Raw genomic sequence first — 17,511 nt, 5'->3', positions numbered from 1 at the left:
TCTAGTCCTCCAATTTAACCAGGTGCTGGACCTTGTTCAACATGCCGCGTAATTCAGGTGTATCCTTACGGGTCACTGTTTTGTACATTTTGGTCAAGCCTAATCCGATCAAAGTAGCACGGACGGCTTTTGGACTTCCTATGTAACTTTTTATTTGAGTGAATGTAACTATTTTGTCCATTTTTGTGAGCCCTTTTCCACCAGAAGCTTTATGCTGCAATCTCTTCTATAGTCTTATTGCGGAGCTTAGCAATCTGCTCAGCTGTGCGCAAACGCCGGAGACCATTCATAGTGGCCTTGACAAGATTGTGAGGATTGTTTGATCCCAAACACTTCGTCAGAATATTTTGAACCCCTGCGGCCTCAAGAACCGCGCGGACAGCACCACCGGCTATAACACCTGTTCCATCAGAGGCTGGCTTCAACATGACACTTCCTGATTTGAACTGACCAACGACATCGTGTGGGATCGAAACGGATGTCAAGGAAACATGTTGCATATCCTTACGAGCTTGCTCAATACCTTTGCGGATTGCCTCAGGGACTTGGTTTGCTTTTCCTAAACCATATCCAACTTTGCCGTGCCCATCTCCAACAACGACAATGGCACTAAAGCTAAACCGCCTACCACCCTTAACTACTTTTGCTACTCGATTAATGAAAACAATTTTTTCGATGAGCTCTTCCTGGATCCCGTCTTTTGATTTCTTAAATTCAGCCAAGAAACACCCCCGTCGCAATAAAGAAATTATGAATAATCTGTATGTTAATTAAAACTCTAATCCACCTTCGCGAGCGCCATCAGACAAGGCCTTGATCCTGCCATGATAGAGATATCCGCCCCGATCGAAAACTATCTTGTCAATTCCGATAGCTTTTGCCTTTTCCGCAATAAGAAGGCCTACCTTTTTTGCTTTTTCACATTTATTGATCGATTCTGCATCATCAAAAATCTTTGAATCACTGGACATCGCGACTAAAGTTTTGTGGTGGACATCATCAATAATCTGAGCATATATATGTTTATTACTTCGATATACGCTCATTCTAGGTCGCTCGTTTGTACCGAAAATTTTGACCCGGATACGTTGAACTCGTTTTCTTCTTGCGGTGACTTTAGGATTTGTCTTCGCCATAGTTCACTATATTATTTGAGATTTGTTTGTTTATTATTTCTTACCGCCGGCTTTTCCGACTTTTCTCACAATATGCTCATCAAAGTATCGAATACCCTTACCCTTGTAAGGTTCTGGTTTCCGTATTCCGCGGATTTGCGCTGCGACAAGTCCAACGAGTTCCTTGTCTATACCTTGAAGCATAATAGAATTATCCTTTTCAACAGATGCAGAAATGCCTGCCGGTAGACTGTATTCTACACCACTAGAATATCCGACGTTCAGAGTGAGGACATTTCCACTGACAGAGGCTCGATAGCCAACGCCCTCGACCATTAATTTTTTAGAAAACCCTTGGTCAACACCGACAACCATATTATGAATTAAAGAACGAGTCATTCCCCAAAAAGCCATTACTTTTTTACTCGTGCCTTTCGGATTACAGACTAAGGTATTGTCGTATGCCACGACTTCTATTTCTGGCCGAATATCGCGTTCAAGCGTTCCTTTTCCCCCTAGCACCTTGATATGTGTACCTTGAATTTCAATCTTGACACCAGCGGGAATTGGAATTGGTTGTTTTCCTATTCTGGACATTAGCTTCTCCTGTTAACAGCTAAACTTACAAAAGTTACCATACCTCGCAAAGAAGCTCACCACCAATATTTTGCGTACGAGCTTCTTTATCAGTGATGACTCCTTTTGAAGTAGTCAAAATTGCAATACCCAATCCGCTCATGACTTTTGGAATATTATCACTGGTCGTATATCGTCGATGACCGGGTTTGCTTACCCTACGTATGCCGGAAATGACAATTTCATTGTGAGCACCATACTTGAGGTGTAATTTCAATATTCCTTGAGGACCATCTTTTATAATTTGATAGTCAGAAATATACCCCTCATTTTTCAAAACGCGCGCTACACTAACCTTAAGAGTCGACAGTGGTATTTCCACAGAGTTGAAACGCGATTTCGTAGCATTTCTAATTCTAGTCAGCATATCTGCTAACGGGTCACTCATGGACATCGAAAAATCCTCTTATAAAATTTGAACCAGTTTGATGTAAAATTACCAGCTAGATTTAGTTACACCGGTGATCTCGCCTTGCGATGCCAATTTGCGAAAACATAGCCGACAAATGCCAAATTTCCTGTAATAAGCGCGGGCTCTTCCACATAATGGACATCGATTATAGGATCTGGTCGAAAATTTAGAAACACGCTTGGCTTTGGCAATGAGTGATTTTTTTGCCACTGAATTTTCCTCCGAGACTTAACGTAGCAGTTGTGGACTAAAAATTATTTTTTTCTGAAGGGCATGCCAATGGCATCCAGCAAAGCTTTAGCCCCCTCATCAGTTTTGGAGCTAGTGACTATAGTAATATTGAGTCCTCTGATTTGATCAATTTTATCGTAATCAATTTCAGGAAAAATGATGTGTTCGGTCACTCCCATGGAGAAGTTGCCGCGTCCGTCAAATCCTTTGAAAGAAATGCCTCTAAAATCACGTACTCGCGGTAAAGCAATATGGATCAATTTTGCAAGAAAATCATACATTCGATCTTTTCGCAAAGTCACACGTGCTCCAATCGGCATACCTTCACGCAATTTAAAGGTCGCTATTGATTTCTTAGCCCGAGTCACAACGGCTTTTTGTCCTGCAATCAACGTTAGCTCGTGAGCGGCTTTTTCTACAACTTTTGGATTTTGAACTGCATCGCCTAAGCCCATATTTAAAACGATCTTCTCAATCCGCGGAATCTCCATAACATTAGAGATTGCTAATGATTTTTGTAATGCGGATTTAAGTTCATTTTCATACTGTTCTTTTAATGTGCCCATCATTTGCTCCGTGCGCCGACAAGTTCTACTATTTGGTAGATTCAATGGTTGCTTGACATTTCTTACATATTCTAACTTTAGTGCCATCCTCGAGCACCTTCTTTCCGATCCTTACAGTTTCGGCACACTCTGGACAAACTAACATTACGTTGGAAAGATTAATGCTGGATTCGCGTTCGATTATCTGCCCGGTTTGTGAGGCATCTTTGGCTTTTTGATGCTTTTTTATTAAATTAATTCGCTCAACAAGAACCTTGTTCTTTTCGCGATCAATTTTAAGAATTTTACCTACACGACCTTTATCCTTTCCAGTTATAACTTCAACCTTATCATTAACGCGTAAATTCGTGCTACAATGGCGCATCTTTCCAGTACCTCAATATATTCCGTTTGTTTTATAAAATATTATAAAACTTCTGGAGCTAGAGAAATAATTTTCATGAATCCCAGTGACCTAAGTTCACGGGCGATAGGTCCAAAAATTCGTGTTCCTATAGGTTCACCGTTATTAGCTAATAAAACAGCAGCATTCTCATCGAATTTAACGGTAGTGTCTTCGGGTCGTTTAATTGATTTTACAGTTCGAACAACAACTGCGTTAAGAACATCCCCTTTTTTTACCTTTGCATGCGGAATGGCTTCTTTAACAGTAACAACTATGATATCACCGATTCCTGCGTATCGTTTCTTCGTTCCACCCAATACTCTGATACAAAGCACCTTCTTGGCACCTGAATTATCGGCAACATTTAACACGGTTTCAGTTTGAATCATGACCTCACCCGACTATTTCCAAATTTCATTTTATCAAGCTTAAAAAATCCACACAAAACATCATGCGGCCCGCTCGATAATGTTTCGAACCAGCCATCGTTTATTTTTAGACAGAGGTCGACACTCTTCTATCATCACCAAATCGCCGATTTGACATTGGTTGAGGGCATCATGGGCCATATACTTAACACGTTGTCGAATATATTTCCCATAAAGTTTGTGAGGAATCTTCCTTTCCACTAAAATGACAACACTTTTATCCATTTTGTTGCTTACAACAAAACCTTGACGTGTTTTCTTTACATGGTCGCTCATAGTCGTTTTCCAAGACATATTTTAGCCGGTTAGACGGATTGGCCCTTTTGTTTTTGTGTGAGGACGGTTTGGACCCTTGCGATATCCTTTTTAAGTTGACTCAGTTTTGCTGAATTCTCAAGCCGTCGGATAGAATGCTTAAAGCGAAGCCGAAACAAGTCTTCACGCATTTCCTGATTTTTCTTGAGCAAATCGTCTACAGCTAAACTTCTTAACTCTTTTGCTTTCATATCGTTTTACTCTTGCTGATAACCGTGGTTGGGAAAGGTAATTTAAAGCTCGCAAGTCGCAATGCCTCAATCGCGAGTTCCTCTGGGATTCCCTTCAATTCGTACAAAATTCGCCCTGGGCGTATCGTCGCCACCCAATACTCGGGAACACCTTTTCCTTTACCCATTCGTGTTTCAGCGGGTTTCTTCGTGATAGGTTTATCGGGGAATATTCTAATCCACAATTTACCACCACGTTTGACTTTTCGATTAATTGCGATACGGGCAGCTTCTATCTGCTGGGCGGTCATTCGTCCACATCCAACAGCTTTTAGCGCATATTCACCAAATGCAAGTTCAGCACCACGATAAGATTCACCGGTCATCCTACCTTTATGCTGTTTTCGATGTTTAACTTTTCGAGGACTTAACATACTATCAAACTCCTAAAAGGAACATTTAGTTCAAGGAGAACTAATTAAATATCGAAAAAATTAATTCGCCTGGGAAGGTTGTTCACTAACCTGCTCAGTGTCAGCTAAAATTTCACCCTTAAAAATCCAGACCTTGACACCAATTATCCCATAAGTTGTCTTGGCTTCAGCTGTACCATAATCAATATCTGCGCGAAGGGTGTGGAGTGGGACCCGTCCCTCTTTGAACCATTCCGTGCGGGACATTTCTGCACCCCCTAGCCGACCTGAACAAGAAATCTTGATACCTTGTACGCCAAATCGCAAGGCAGAATTGATTGATTTCTTCATGGCACGTCTAAAAGCAATGCGCTTCTCCAATTGGGAGGCAATATTTTCAGCAACCAGTTGCGCGTCCGCTTCAGGTCGACGTACTTCCTGAATATCAATAAAACAATTCCGTTTGAATTTGGTCTCGAGATCTTTTTTTAACCCTTCGATCTCAGTCCCTTTCTTGCCAATAACGATACCTGGACGTGCAGTAAAAAGTTTGACTTTCACTTTTTCTCCCGTACGTTCAATGACGATACGAGATACACCGGCATGAAAAAGTCTTTGTTTTAGGTATTTCCGTATAAGCTGGTCCTGATGCAAATTATTCGCGTAATCTTTATCAGCGTACCAAATGGATTCCCAAGAGCGTGTGATGTTGATCCGCAGTCCGACGGGATTGACTTTCTGTCCCAAGATAATCCTCCGTTCCCTCTTCTATTAGTTTCAAAAAGTATCGCTTAGAATTTACGCTTCATCAACGACAACAGTGATGTGGCTGGTTCGCTTAAGAATTCTAGTCGCTCTCCCCTGTGCACGTGGACTAAATCGTTTCAACATGGGTCCACCATCAACAGTGATCTCCTTCACATAAAGGGTATCGACATCAATGGATTCCATCTGATCCGCATTTGCAACTGCGGATTCCAAAACCTTGCGAATAACACGAGCTGCTTTTTTGGGCATGAAACGAAGGGTTGTGACCGCTTTTTCTGCATTCATTCCTCGTATAACATCGGCAACCAAGCGAGCTTTTTGTGGGGAAATTCGTATATATTTTGCGACGGCTCTTGTCTCCATCGTTTTCACTCCTAGTAAAATCTGGCTACGAAATCTACTACCTATTTGCCTTTTTTATCAGATGCGTGGCCATAATAGGTGCGCGTCGGAGAAAATTCCCCCAACTTATGTCCGACCATGTTTTCAGTTACATACACAGGTATAAATTTGTTGCCATTGTGAACAGCAAACGTCAAACCGACCATCTCTGGCAATATATCAGATCGTCTAGACCATGTCTTAATGACCTTTCTAGATCCGGTTTCCTGAGCTTGTTCAACCTTTTTCATGAGATGATCATCAACAAAAGGTCCTTTTTTTATGGATCGAGCCATTACAATAATCTCCTTTGACTATTTCCGTTTATTGACGATATCACGGTCTGAGGCTTTACGTTTCCTCGTTTTATATCCTTTTGTTGGAATACCCCAAGGAGAGCAAGGATGTCGACCACCTGAACTTTTACCTTCACCACCGCCCATTGGATGATCAACAGGGTTCATCGCTACACCACGTACCGAAGGTCTAATTCCCTTCCAGCGTGCCCGCCCTGCCTTACCAAGCTTTTGGCTTCCATATTCGGCATTTCCTACTTGCCCAATGCAGGCTCTACATTCTTTATTGAATTTACGAACTTCACCTGAAGGAAGCTTTACAAGTACTTGGTTGCCATCCTTGGCCATAAGTTGCGCCGCTGCGCCTGCCGAGCGCACGAGTTGAGCACCTTTACCAATTTTCATCTCAATATTATGGATAACAGTACCAAGAGGAATATTCGTCATAGGAAGACAATTTCCCAATTTTATATCCGCACTGGGACCTGAAATTACCGTATCTCCCACTGTCAGCCCATTAGGAGCCAGGATATAGGTTTTTTCACCATCCGCGTATGTTAATAAAGCTAAATTGGCAGATCGATTAGGATCATATTCAATTGCGGTCACTTGGGCTGGAATTTCTGTTTTGTTTCGCTTCCAGTCAATAATTCGATATTTTCGCTTGTGACCGCCGCCTTTGTGTCGAGCAGTCACTCGGCCATAGGCATTTCGACCGCCCGTCTTAACCAATTCAGTGGTGAGCCGTTTTTCAGGGGCTTTATCCGAAAGTTCTTGGCGGACAGATACATGATGACGGCTACCTGGTGATGTCGGTTTGTGGATTTTAATAGCCATTGCAATTCCTATAATCTTCGCAAATCTTTAGCGTATAATGGATCAAAGCTCGTCGAGAAAATTTATTTTCCCTTCTGATAAGGTAACATATGCTTTTTTCCAATCACTCGTCTTGCCGGCGGACCGAGCACCAACTCGCTTTTTTTTGCCCGTCATATTGCTTACTGCAACTTTAGAAACTTTAACACTGAAAAGACTTTCAACGGCATTCTTGATTTCTATTTTATTGGCAAATTTATCGACTTTAAAAACGACTTTCGACTGCATTTCTTGAAGAGCGTTCCCTTTTTCCGTGAGGCAGGGGCTCTTAATTATATCATAAATAGCCTTCATGCCATTAACCTCTCTTCAATTTTAGCCAGACTTGATTGAAGTATCATCAATTTAGAATGCTTAAGGATATCATAAACATTTAAACCAGCAACTGGCAGGACCTTGAAACCAACCGCGTTTCGAGCAGACAATCCGAGATTGTCTTCGGATTCAGCGGTAACGACAAGACAATTCTCAAATTGGAAATTTGTCATGACTTTGAGAAACTCTTTGGTCTTAACTGCAGGCAAATCGAATTGATCAACGATAACAATATTTCCTTCTTGACAACGTGCACTCATGGCCATTTTAAGGGCAAGTCTCTTGACCTTTTTTGGCATCGAATAACTATAATCCCTCGGTTTAGGACCAAAAACAGTACCGCCTCCACGCCACACCGGGGATGTTCGACTGCCCGATCGGGCCCGGCCGGTTCCCTTCTGGCGCCAAGGCTTAGCCCCGCCGCCACTCACCTCACCTCGGGTTTTTGTGCATGCATTTCCGCTTCGTCGATTAGCACGTTGCATACATACTACTTCATGAAGAATGCCCGTATTGACCTCAAGGTTAAACAATGATTCATTCAGGTCAATCTCGCCTACTTTTTCAGCGCGAGTATTGTAAATATCACAAGTTGCCATGAAAATCTCCTTATGCGCTGACCAGGGATTAGCCCTTTGAATAGATATTAAGCAATCCGTTTTTTGCCCCTGGAACAGTACCGCGAACAAGCAAAACGTTATCCTCGTTTCGAATATCAATAATTCTCAAATTCTTTTGAGTCATTGATTCGTTACCCATTCGCCCTGGTAACTTCTTTCCTTTTAAAACCCTGGATGGCCATGCACTACAACCGATTGATCCGGGAGCTCGATGAAAGTCGGAGCCATGAGTGGTCCGCCCACCTGCAAAACCGTGACGTTTAATGACCCCTTGAAAACCTCGCCCCTTACTTTTCCCTGAAATATCAACAAGATCACCTATAGAAACGATCTCGGACACGGTGATTTGCTGCCCGACCTCATAAACATCAGGATTAGTTACTCGGAATTCCTTGATATAATAAAATCCCTTTCCTCCTGATCGTTTACAGTGTCCTACTTCAGGTTTATTCATCCGAGTTTCTTTTTTTTCCAAAAAACCAACCTGAATGGCGTTATACCCTTCTTTCTCTACAGTCTTCTTTTGAAGAATGGTACATGGTCCAGCTTCAATAACAGTCACCGGGATTGATCGGCCATTTTCGTCATAGACCCGAGTCATTCCTAGTTTCCGTCCTAAAATTCCTTTTGTATTCGGCATTTGTCTACCTGAATTCAATTCGTAATCACGTGCGCGATTATCATTTAATCAATCAGTTATTAGCCTAGGCTACACTCATCAGGGAAGTTTGATTTCCACATCAACGCCAGCAGACAACTCTAGTTTCATGAGAGAATCAATAGTTTGCTGCGTGGGTTCGAGAATATCCAGCAAGCGACGATGTGTCCGCATCTCGAACTGTTCGCGCGACTTTTTATCCACATGCGGTGATCGCAGCACTGTGAATTTATTAGTACTAGTAGGCAGTGGGATAGGACCAACAACCGTTGCGCCTGTCCGTCGTGCGGTATCCACTATTTCACGGGTAGAAAGATCAAGCAGTTTATGATCATATCCTTTGAGCCTGATCCGAATTTTATCTGTAGGAATCATAAATCTCCTTTTATTCGATAATTTCGCTGATAACGCCTGCGCCTACCGTGCGCCCACCTTCCCGGATGGCAAATCGCAAACCAGCCTCCATGGCGATCGGCGTGATCAATTCACCGGTGATATGGATATTATCACCAGGCATAACCATCTCCACACCCTCCTCAAGCGTACACACACCGGTCACATCGGTTGTCCGGAAATAAAACTGTGGACGATACCCATTAAAGAAGGGGGTATGCCGACCGCCCTCTTCCTTGGTCAATATATAGGCTTCTGCTTTGAATTTCTTGTGCGGCTTGATCGAACCCGGCTTGGCTAGCACCTGACCACGGACAATCTCTTCGCGCTTGACACCGCGAAGCAAGGCGCCAATATTATCGCCGGCCTGCCCCTCATCAAGCAATTTGCGAAACATCTCGACACCGGTACAAGTGGTTTTCGCGGTCGGGCGAATCCCGACGATCTCCACCTCGTCGCCCACGTGAATCACACCACGCTCAATTCGGCCCGTGGCAACCGTACCACGCCCAGAGATGGAAAAGACGTCCTCAACAGGCATCAGGAACGGCTTATCAATGGCTCGCTCGGGCTGCGGAATGTAGCTGTCAACCGCCTCCATCAGATCCCAGATGCACTTGGCCTTGACCTCGTCTTCCGGAAACTCAAGTGCATTCAGCGCCGACCCCTGGATAATCGGAATCTCGTCACCGGGGAAATCGTATTTATCGAGCAACTCGCGAAGCTCCATCTCGACCAGCTCGATCAATTCCGGATCATCGACCATGTCGCACTTGTTCAAAAAGACGACCATTGCCGGCACACCAACCTGACGGGCAAGAAGGATGTGCTCCCTAGTTTGCGGCATCGGACCGTCGGTTGCCGCAACCACGAGAATCGCGCCATCCATCTGGGCGGCACCAGTGATCATGTTCTTGATATAGTCCGCATGGCCAGGACAGTCCACATGGGCATAATGGCGGGTTGGCGTTTCGTATTCGACATGTGCGGTCGCGATGGTAATGCCGCGCTCCTTCTCTTCCGGCGCCTTGTCAATCTCGCTGAAGTCAGTGAACTTGGCCATGCCCTTGGTCGACAACACCCGAGTGATCGCCGCCGTTAAGGTCGTCTTGCCATGGTCAATGTGACCGATTGTTCCTACATTGACATGCGGCTTTGTCCGCTCAAATTTTTCCTTCGCCATTCATGCACCTCAATCGGCTATGCTATAATAGTTATACGCCTTTAATCTTATGAATTATTGCCTCAGCTCGTCGAGCGGGTACTTCCGCAAATTCACTGAAAAGCATTGTAAAAGTTGCTCGCCCTTGCGTAGCCGAGCGAAGATCTGTCGAGAATCCGAACAATTCGGCCAATGGAGCCTTTCCTCGAACTACTTGCCTCCCGTTTTCCGCATGCACACCGTTGATTTGGGCCCTTTTTCTGTTGAGATCATTAATGACATCACCCAAATATTCATCAGGAGTTACGATTTCCAGCTCCATGATGGGCTCCAAAAGAACCGGGGCAGCCTGATCCGCCGCCTTCCTGCATGCCATAGTAGCTGCTACACCGAAGGCCATCTCGGTTGACTTCTCCTCATCATAGGAGCCGCCAACAAGCTTGACATTCACGTCAAGCATCGGATATCCGATAATTGGCCCTGAATCCAAACTATCGAGCACGCCTTTTTTTATTGATTCAACAAAGCGAACAGGTATCTGGGTTTCATCAACCAAACAGTTGAATTGTTTGCCGCTCCCCTTCGCCCCAGGAGCTATTTCAACTTCAACGTGCCCGTATTGCTCTTTCCCACCGCCCAGCGTTTCAAATCGACCTTCAGCTCGAGAATTTCTGGTGACTGTTTCTCGATAGGATACCTGGGGCCGCCCGACATTAGCCTCAACCTTGAACTCTCGGATCAAGCGATCGACAATAATTTCAAGGTGCAACTCTCCCATTCCTGAAATTATAGTCTGTCCAGTCTCCTCTGAAACAGTGACTTTGAAACTTGGATCCTCGTGCGCAATTTTTTCCAAGGTATCAGCAAGGAGCTTTTCATCTGCCTTGGTTTTCGGTTCTATGGCCACACCAATAACAGGTTCCGGGAAAACGATGGTTTCAAGCACAATGAAATCGCCGTTTTCGCACAGCGTATCGCCAGTCCGGGTAAATTTCAGCCCAGCAATAGCACCGATATCGCCTGCAACAATACTGGAAACTTCTTCCCGTTTGTTTGCATGCAGCTTGAGCAGTTTCGAGATCTTTTCCGTTTTATGTTTGCGTGGGTTAAATACCTTTTCCCCGGCTTTCAGTTCACCTGAATACACACGGATAAAGGAAAGATTTCCCACATACGGATCGCTTTGCAGCTTAAACACCAAGCCGCAAAATTTTTCACTCCTTTCAGGCTTGCGGATAAGCGGCGCACCGTCCTTATCCGTCCCCTCCACCGGGGGAACATCAACGGGTGATGGCAAATACCAAGTGATGGCATCCAACAAGGGTTGCACCCCCTTGTTTCTGAATGCTGAACCACAAAGCACTGGCACTACATTCAGGGCAAGCGTTGCATTGCGAAGCGCTGCCCGAATCTCACCAGGAGCGATCTCTTGATCGTTTAAAAATTTTTCCATGACGCTCTCATCGAAGTCGGCCAGCTTCTCGACGAGCGCCATTCTCGCAGCCGATGAATCTTGTTTTAATGAATCCGGCACTGCCTCTTCGGTGACAACCTGCCCCATGGAGGCATCATCAAATTTGAGCAGTTTTTGATCGATCAGATCGACAACACCAACGAACTGATCTTCACTACCAACCGGAAGCGTTATTGCAACCGGAGACGCCCCAAGTTGGCTTTCCAATTGATCGAGGCACCGTGAAAATGAAGCCCCAACTCGGTCCATTTTATTGACAAAGGCAATGCGGGGAATTTTATATCGATCCGCTTGCCGCCACACTGTTTCCGACTGCGGCTCAACTCCACCAACCGCACAAAAGACGGCGACAACGCCGTCTAAGACCCTCAAGCACCGTTCGACTTCTACTGTAAAGTCTACATGCCCGGGGGTATCTATTACGTTGATCTGATACCCCTGCCAAAAACAAGTTGTCGCAGCGGAGGTGATAGTTATACCCCGCTCTTGCTCCTGCTCCATCCAATCCATGACGGCTGTTCCATCATGGACTTCACCTAACTTGTGCGACCGCCCCGTATAAAAAAGAATACGTTCAGTCGTCGTTGTTTTTCCGGCGTCAATATGGGCCATTATGCCAATATTACGCACACGGATTAACGGGTTTTCCGTTGCCACTCAGGCCTCCTTAAATTTTATCTATCCATCACCAAGGAGGCCGCGCAAGAAATGCTGCTAATACAGCACCTCCTGGCACATGTCAAGCTTTTTTCCTATAGGCAATCAAAATGCAATGGTCAAACCTACCAGCGATAATGAGCAAAGGCTTTATTAGCCTCAGCCATTTTGTGCGTGTCGTCTTTCTTTTTCACCGAGGCGCCGCGATTGTTAAACGCATCAAGCAACTCGGCAGCCAACTTTTCGGACATGGTCTGCCCAGAGCGGTTCTTGGAAAAATTAATGATCCAACGGATAGCCAACGCATTTCTTCGCTCAGGACGCACCTCAACAGGCACCTGATACGTAGCGCCGCCAACACGGCGACTTTTCACCTCAACCCGAGGACGAACGTTTTCCATCGCCTCCTCAAAGACCGTCAACGGCTCCTGATCGGCGAGCTTTCCCCCAATGATTTCCATGGCATCGTAAAACAGCCTCCGAGCGACGGTTTTCTTGCCGTTGACCATCAGGCCATTAGTGAACTTTGCAACCAGAACAGAATTAAACTTGGGATCCGGCGCAACAGGACGCTTATCTAACATTTTTTTTCTTGGCATACGCGAACTCGCTGTCAATCATGTACAGAAATTATTTAGGACGCTTGGCGCCATACTTGGAACGGCCCTGGCGACGGTCGTTCACGCCGAGCGTATCAAGCGTACCGCGAATGATGTGATACCGCACACCCGGTAAATCCTTGACGCGGCCGCCGCGAATGAGCACAACCGAGTGCTCCTGCAGATTGTGACCTATACCCGGAATATATGACGTCACCTCAATCCCGTTGGTCAGGCGGACCCTTGCCACCTTCCGCAACGCCGAATTCGGTTTCTTGGGCGTCGTTGTATACACACGCACACATACACCCCGCTTCTGTGGGCAGTTTTGCAACGCGGGCGTGTTAGTGCGTTTGGTGATTTTTTTGCGCCTATTCCTGACAAGTTGATTAATCGTGGGCATGCAAGCAGCTCCTTTTAGAAAAACATTCAAGCCCGAGTTCACAGAACTCGGGCGAGCATGAAGAGGATTTGTTTAATCGATGAAATTGAAAAGGTCAAGTTTTATCTTCTTTAGTTATCTTGATTAAAGCGGTATTTCTTTAATCCCGTACCCGCCGAAATTAACCGCCCCATAATGACGTTTTCCTTTAATCCGGAAAGATCATCAATTTTCCCAGCCATCGCAGCGTTGGTCAGCACCTTGGTCGTCTCCTGAAATGAAGCAGCCGAAATGAAGGAATCGGTGGAGAGCGACGCCTTGGTCACGCCGAGCAACAATGGCTCGGCCGCAGCCGGTTGTAACCCTTCCTGCAACAACCGCTCGTTTTCCTCTTGAAATTTCCACCATTCAACCTGCTGATCAAGCATAAATCTCGAATCCCCTGCATCGGTGATGCGGACACGCTTCAACATTTGCCGAACAATGGTTTCAATGTGTTTATCGTTGATCTTTACACCTTGCAAACGATAAACTTCCTGGATTTCATTAACCAAAAATCGCGCAAGGGCCTCGGCTCCCTTGACACGGAGAATATCATTGGGCAGGCGAATCCCTTCCATTAACGGATCGCCCGCCTCAACGCGATCATTCTCATGGACAGTTATGTGTTTCGATTTGGGAATTAAATACTCCTTGGCTTCACCGATTTCCGGAGTGACGATTACTCGCCTTTTGCCTTTCAAATCCTTGCCAAAGCTCACGCGGCCATCAATTTCGGAAATGATGGCCTGTTCTTTCGGTTTGCGCACTTCAAACAGTTCAGCGACCCGAGGCAAACCACCGGTGATGTCCTTTGTTTTGGTGGTTTCCCGTGGAATTTTGGCAATGACGGTGCCTGCGGCAATGATATCGTGTTCATTGACCGTGATGATCGATCCGACTGGCAACGGATAGCGAGCAGCAAGTTCCCCATCAGGCAACTTGAGAGTCCGTCCACGATCATCTTTGATGGAAATACGAGGATTCATCTGTTTGGTCGAACTCACAGGCGTGATCACCTTACTGGCCTTACCGGTTATCTGATCAACACGCTCCTGCATCGAATCACCTTCCACGACATCGCCATACTTCACCTTGCCACCCACTTCAGCGACAATAGGAATCGAGAAGGCATCCCAATCGGCTATAACGGTTCCCGGATCCACCGCTTGACCGTCATTGATCCGCAAGGTGGCCCCGTAGGGTACAGGGAATCGTTCCCGGTCAACCCCCAAGTCATCCAACACCGTGATCTCGGCATTGCGATTCATAACCACCTGATACCCTTCGCTGTTAGAAACCGAATGCAGATTCTTGTATTTAATCTGTCCGCCCCTTTGGGTGCGAACCTCTGCCTGTTCCACGGCACCTCGGGCGGTACCACCGATATGGAACGTCCGCATGGTCAGCTGGGTACCAGGCTCGCCGATCGATTGCGCAGCAATGATCCCCACCGCTTCGCCGATATTGACCATGTGTCCCCGGCCAAGGTCACGCCCATAACACATGGCGCAAACACCGCGTTTAGCCTCGCAGGTCAGCACCGAACGGATATGGACACGATCAATGCCGGCTGCCTCAATCGCCTCGACCTTGTCTTCGGTGATCTCCTCATCCATCCCGACCAAAATTTGTCCAGTGTGCGGGTCAACCACATCCTCGAGAGCAACACGACCCAGGATGCGTTCGCCAATCCGAACAATCACCTCACCGCCCTCGATCAGGGGTTCGGCCAGGATACCGCGCATGGTGCCGCAGTCCTTCATCACAATGGTGGAATCCTGGGCGACGTCCACCAGTCGCCGAGTGAGATATCCGGAGTTAGCGGTCTTCAGGGCCGTATCCGCCAATCCCTTACGGGCACCATGGGTTGAAATAAAGTATTCGAGAACGTTGAGGCCTTCGCGGAAATTCGCCTTGATCGGAGTTTCGATGATTTCTCCTGAAGGCTTGGCCATCAGTCCGCGCATGCCTGCGAGCTGACGAATCTGATCCTTGGACCCACGGGCACCAGAATCAGCCATGATATACACAGAATTGAAACTCTTGATCTCCTGGATCTTCCCTGTCGTATCCGGCATGAATTCCACCGCCATCTCATCCATCATTTCTTTGGTGATTTTGTCGGTGGCCTTTGACCAAATGTCGATAATTTTGTTGTATTTCTCGCCGTCGGTAATCAAACCGTCTGAATATTGCTGATCGACATCAGCGGCTTCCTTCTCGGCATCTTCGACAAACTCTTCCTTGCGGACAGGGATCTTCATGTCATTGATGCAGATGGAAATTCCGGCCCGGGTGGCGTACTCATATCCAAGGTCTTTCAACCGATCCGCCAGGATAACCGTTTCCTTGGTCCCTCCGTGGCGGTAGGTATAGTCGATGAGAAATGCCAGTTCCTTCTTGGACAGTTCCTTGTTGACCAGCGAAAAAGGGACCACGGCCGGCAACAGCTCACCCACCAGAATACGGCCGATGGTCGTATCCACCAGCGCACCGTTGATACGGACTTTGACCCGAGCCTGCATATGGGCCGAGCCATGATCATAGGCAATCCGTGCCTCGCCTGGAGAACCGAAAATTGCCCCCTCGCCCGCCACGCCAAACCGCTCCCGGGTCATGTAGTACAACCCAAGGACAATATCCTGACTTGGAATGATGATCGGACCACCATTGGCCGGCGAAAGGATGTTGTTTGTCGACATCATCAACACCCGAGCTTCCACCTGGGCTTCCACCGACAGAGGTACATGCACGGCCATCTGGTCGCCGTCAAAATCGGCGTTGAACGCGGCACAGACAAGAGGATGCAGTTGAATGGCCTTTCCTTCGATCAGCACCACCTCAAAGGCCTGCATGCCCAACCGGTGAAGGGTAGGGGCACGGTTGAGGATGACCGGGTACTCCTGAACGATATCATCGAGAACGTCCCAGACTTCCTTGGTGCCTTTTTCCACCATCTTCCGGGCACTTTTAATCGTCGTGACATACCCTTTTCGCTCAAGCTGATTGTAGATAAACGGCTTGAACAGCTCAAGAGCCATCTTTTTGGGAAGACCGCACTGATGCAACCGCAGGTGGGGACCGACAACAATAACCGAACGTCCCGAATAATCGACCCGCTTGCCCAACAAATTTTGCCGAAAACGCCCCTGCTTGCCCTTGAGCATGTCGGATAGCGATTTAAGGGGCCGCTTGTTCGGTCCGGTAATGGTTCGTCCCCGCCGACCGTTGTCGAACAAAACGTCGACAGCTTCCTGCAACATCCGCTTTTCGTTGCGGATGATGATATCAGGGGCATCCAATTCAAGAAGGCGTTTCAGCCGATTGTTGCGGTTGATGACCCTTCGATACAGGTCGTTGAGATCTGAGGTGGCAAACCGGCCTCCTTCCAAAGGCACCAATGGTCGTAAATCAGGAGGCAGGACCGGAATAACCTCAAGGATCATCCATTCCGGGCGGTTGCCAGAATCCCGAAAGGCTTCCACCACATTCAGCCGCTTGCCATATTTAGTGCGTTTGGTGACCGACCCTGTTTCTTTCATCTCCTTGCGCAATGTTTCTGAAAGCTCCTTGAGATCCAGGGCCATCAACATTTCGCGGATAGCTTCTGCGCCGATGCCCACCCTGAACTTGCCCGGATGCTCTTCGAGAGCGCTACGGTACTGGTCTTCACTCAGAAGGGTCCCAACCGGCAGATCTTCCACTTCAGAAGCAACGACCGCATAGGATTCGAAATATAGTATTCGTTCCAGCTGTTTGAGCGTCATGTCCAAGATCGCGCCAATCTTGGACGGCAAACTTTTCAGGAACCAAATATGAGCTACCGGAGCGGCTAACTCAATATGACCAAGACGCTCTCGGCGAACCTTGGATTGAATGACCTCGACGCCGCATTTTTCACAGACGACGCCCCGGTGCTTCATGCGTTTGTACTTGCCGCAATTGCATTCGTAATCCTTGACTGGCCCGAAAATTTTGGCACAGAACAGGCCGTCGCGTTCAGGCTTGAACGTTCGGTAATTGATGGTCTCCGGCTTTTTGACTTCTCCATGCGACCACTCCCTGATTTTATCCGGTGAGGCGAGCGATATCTTCACCTTGTTAAAACTGACGGGACCTTTCGGCTTTGCAAAGAAGCTAAACAGTTCTTCCACGAATTCACCTATTCTCTTTTCAAATCAAACCGTATGGACGATAGAAACCAAACATTCCTTGGA

Annotated in this window: 25 protein-coding genes; all 25 read right to left on the bottom strand. The window is 46.7% G+C overall.

From position 1 onward, the window contains the following. Position 1 precedes the first annotated feature (1 nt). The gene (gene rpmD, locus DESPR_RS03985) at positions 2 to 181 is read right to left on the bottom strand and encodes a 50S ribosomal protein L30 (protein WP_015723523.1); all 180 of its coding nucleotides are present in this window, start codon (positions 179 to 181) and stop codon (positions 2 to 4) included. Positions 182 to 209: 28 nt separating this feature from the next. After that, complete coding sequence (gene rpsE, locus DESPR_RS03980) at positions 210 to 722, bottom strand: 30S ribosomal protein S5 (protein ID WP_015723522.1); 513 nt, start codon at positions 720 to 722, stop codon at positions 210 to 212. Between the two features lie 48 nt (positions 723 to 770). Next, positions 771 to 1,136: a 50S ribosomal protein L18 gene (gene rplR, locus DESPR_RS03975; RefSeq protein ID WP_043769652.1), complete on the bottom strand. Its 366-nt coding sequence runs from the start codon at positions 1,134 to 1,136 to the stop codon at positions 771 to 773. A gap of 33 nt (positions 1,137 to 1,169) precedes the next feature. Continuing rightward, positions 1,170 to 1,712, bottom strand: a complete 543-nt coding sequence (gene rplF, locus DESPR_RS03970) for a 50S ribosomal protein L6 (protein ID WP_015723521.1) — start codon at positions 1,710 to 1,712, stop codon at positions 1,170 to 1,172. A 34-nt stretch (positions 1,713 to 1,746) separates the two neighbouring features. Further along, positions 1,747 to 2,145 carry a 30S ribosomal protein S8 gene (rpsH, locus tag DESPR_RS03965; protein WP_015723520.1) on the bottom strand — a complete coding sequence of 133 codons (399 nt, stop codon included), beginning with the start codon at positions 2,143 to 2,145 and terminating at the stop codon, positions 1,747 to 1,749. Positions 2,146 to 2,187: 42 nt separating this feature from the next. Beyond that, on the bottom strand, positions 2,188 to 2,373 hold the full coding sequence (locus tag DESPR_RS17735) for a type Z 30S ribosomal protein S14 (protein ID WP_081457945.1): 186 nt from the start codon (positions 2,371 to 2,373) through the stop codon (positions 2,188 to 2,190). A 44-nt stretch (positions 2,374 to 2,417) separates the two neighbouring features. After that, positions 2,418 to 2,960 carry a 50S ribosomal protein L5 gene (gene rplE, locus DESPR_RS03960; protein ID WP_043769650.1) on the bottom strand — a complete coding sequence of 181 codons (543 nt, stop codon included), beginning with the start codon at positions 2,958 to 2,960 and terminating at the stop codon, positions 2,418 to 2,420. Between the two features lie 28 nt (positions 2,961 to 2,988). Continuing rightward, positions 2,989 to 3,324: a 50S ribosomal protein L24 gene (gene rplX / locus DESPR_RS17730; protein ID WP_015723518.1), complete on the bottom strand. Its 336-nt coding sequence runs from the start codon at positions 3,322 to 3,324 to the stop codon at positions 2,989 to 2,991. 41 nt (positions 3,325 to 3,365) lie between these two features. Beyond that, positions 3,366 to 3,734 (bottom strand): 50S ribosomal protein L14, encoded by a 369-nt coding sequence (rplN, locus tag DESPR_RS03955; RefSeq protein ID WP_015723517.1) that lies wholly within the window; start codon positions 3,732 to 3,734, stop codon positions 3,366 to 3,368. A 60-nt stretch (positions 3,735 to 3,794) separates the two neighbouring features. Then, positions 3,795 to 4,049, bottom strand: a complete 255-nt coding sequence (gene rpsQ, locus DESPR_RS03950) for a 30S ribosomal protein S17 (protein ID WP_043769647.1) — start codon at positions 4,047 to 4,049, stop codon at positions 3,795 to 3,797. 29 nt (positions 4,050 to 4,078) lie between these two features. Then, complete coding sequence (rpmC, locus tag DESPR_RS03945; protein ID WP_043769644.1) at positions 4,079 to 4,279, bottom strand: 50S ribosomal protein L29; 201 nt, start codon at positions 4,277 to 4,279, stop codon at positions 4,079 to 4,081. Continuing rightward, the gene (gene rplP / locus DESPR_RS03940; protein WP_015723516.1) at positions 4,276 to 4,692 is read right to left on the bottom strand and encodes a 50S ribosomal protein L16; all 417 of its coding nucleotides are present in this window, start codon (positions 4,690 to 4,692) and stop codon (positions 4,276 to 4,278) included. Before rplP ends, rpmC begins: the two co-directional genes overlap by 4 nt. Before the next feature lie 60 nt (positions 4,693 to 4,752). Further along, a complete protein-coding gene (gene rpsC, locus DESPR_RS03935; protein WP_015723515.1) occupies positions 4,753 to 5,418 on the bottom strand; it encodes a 30S ribosomal protein S3 in 666 nt (221 codons plus the stop codon). Between the two features lie 51 nt (positions 5,419 to 5,469). After that, positions 5,470 to 5,802 (bottom strand): 50S ribosomal protein L22, encoded by a 333-nt coding sequence (rplV, locus tag DESPR_RS03930; RefSeq protein ID WP_015723514.1) that lies wholly within the window; start codon positions 5,800 to 5,802, stop codon positions 5,470 to 5,472. A 41-nt stretch (positions 5,803 to 5,843) separates the two neighbouring features. Continuing rightward, complete coding sequence (gene rpsS, locus DESPR_RS03925; protein WP_015723513.1) at positions 5,844 to 6,116, bottom strand: 30S ribosomal protein S19; 273 nt, start codon at positions 6,114 to 6,116, stop codon at positions 5,844 to 5,846. Between the two features lie 18 nt (positions 6,117 to 6,134). After that, on the bottom strand, positions 6,135 to 6,953 hold the full coding sequence (gene rplB / locus DESPR_RS17725; protein ID WP_015723512.1) for a 50S ribosomal protein L2: 819 nt from the start codon (positions 6,951 to 6,953) through the stop codon (positions 6,135 to 6,137). Between the two features lie 42 nt (positions 6,954 to 6,995). Further along, complete coding sequence (gene rplW, locus DESPR_RS03920; RefSeq protein WP_015723511.1) at positions 6,996 to 7,286, bottom strand: 50S ribosomal protein L23; 291 nt, start codon at positions 7,284 to 7,286, stop codon at positions 6,996 to 6,998. Beyond that, positions 7,283 to 7,906 carry a 50S ribosomal protein L4 gene (rplD, locus tag DESPR_RS03915; protein WP_015723510.1) on the bottom strand — a complete coding sequence of 208 codons (624 nt, stop codon included), beginning with the start codon at positions 7,904 to 7,906 and terminating at the stop codon, positions 7,283 to 7,285. Before rplD ends, rplW begins: the two co-directional genes overlap by 4 nt. Positions 7,907 to 7,934: 28 nt before the next feature. Next, a complete protein-coding gene (gene rplC / locus DESPR_RS03910; RefSeq protein WP_015723509.1) occupies positions 7,935 to 8,567 on the bottom strand; it encodes a 50S ribosomal protein L3 in 633 nt (210 codons plus the stop codon). Positions 8,568 to 8,645: 78 nt separating this feature from the next. Beyond that, positions 8,646 to 8,957, bottom strand: coding sequence for a 30S ribosomal protein S10 (rpsJ, locus tag DESPR_RS03905; protein WP_169701673.1), 312 nt, complete (start codon positions 8,955 to 8,957; stop codon positions 8,646 to 8,648). A 13-nt stretch (positions 8,958 to 8,970) separates the two neighbouring features. Beyond that, a complete protein-coding gene (gene tuf / locus DESPR_RS03900; protein WP_015723495.1) occupies positions 8,971 to 10,161 on the bottom strand; it encodes an elongation factor Tu in 1,191 nt (396 codons plus the stop codon). A 31-nt stretch (positions 10,162 to 10,192) separates the two neighbouring features. Beyond that, positions 10,193 to 12,271 carry an elongation factor G gene (fusA, locus tag DESPR_RS03895; protein WP_015723507.1) on the bottom strand — a complete coding sequence of 693 codons (2,079 nt, stop codon included), beginning with the start codon at positions 12,269 to 12,271 and terminating at the stop codon, positions 10,193 to 10,195. A 125-nt stretch (positions 12,272 to 12,396) separates the two neighbouring features. Beyond that, positions 12,397 to 12,870: a 30S ribosomal protein S7 gene (gene rpsG / locus DESPR_RS03890; protein WP_015723506.1), complete on the bottom strand. Its 474-nt coding sequence runs from the start codon at positions 12,868 to 12,870 to the stop codon at positions 12,397 to 12,399. Positions 12,871 to 12,901: 31 nt separating this feature from the next. Continuing rightward, entirely contained in the window at positions 12,902 to 13,273 is a 372-nt protein-coding gene (rpsL, locus tag DESPR_RS03885; protein ID WP_015723505.1) for a 30S ribosomal protein S12, read from the bottom strand. A gap of 110 nt (positions 13,274 to 13,383) precedes the next feature. Beyond that, the gene (rpoC, locus tag DESPR_RS03880; protein WP_015723504.1) at positions 13,384 to 17,448 is read right to left on the bottom strand and encodes a DNA-directed RNA polymerase subunit beta'; all 4,065 of its coding nucleotides are present in this window, start codon (positions 17,446 to 17,448) and stop codon (positions 13,384 to 13,386) included. Positions 17,449 to 17,511: the final 63 nt, after the last annotated feature.

Source organism: Desulfobulbus propionicus DSM 2032 (genome assembly GCF_000186885.1).
In the GTDB taxonomy this organism is placed as follows: Bacteria; Desulfobacterota; Desulfobulbia; order Desulfobulbales; family Desulfobulbaceae; genus Desulfobulbus; species Desulfobulbus propionicus.
The sequence above is the reverse complement of the archived record's forward strand: the minus strand, read 5'-3'. Positions and strand labels throughout refer to the sequence as shown.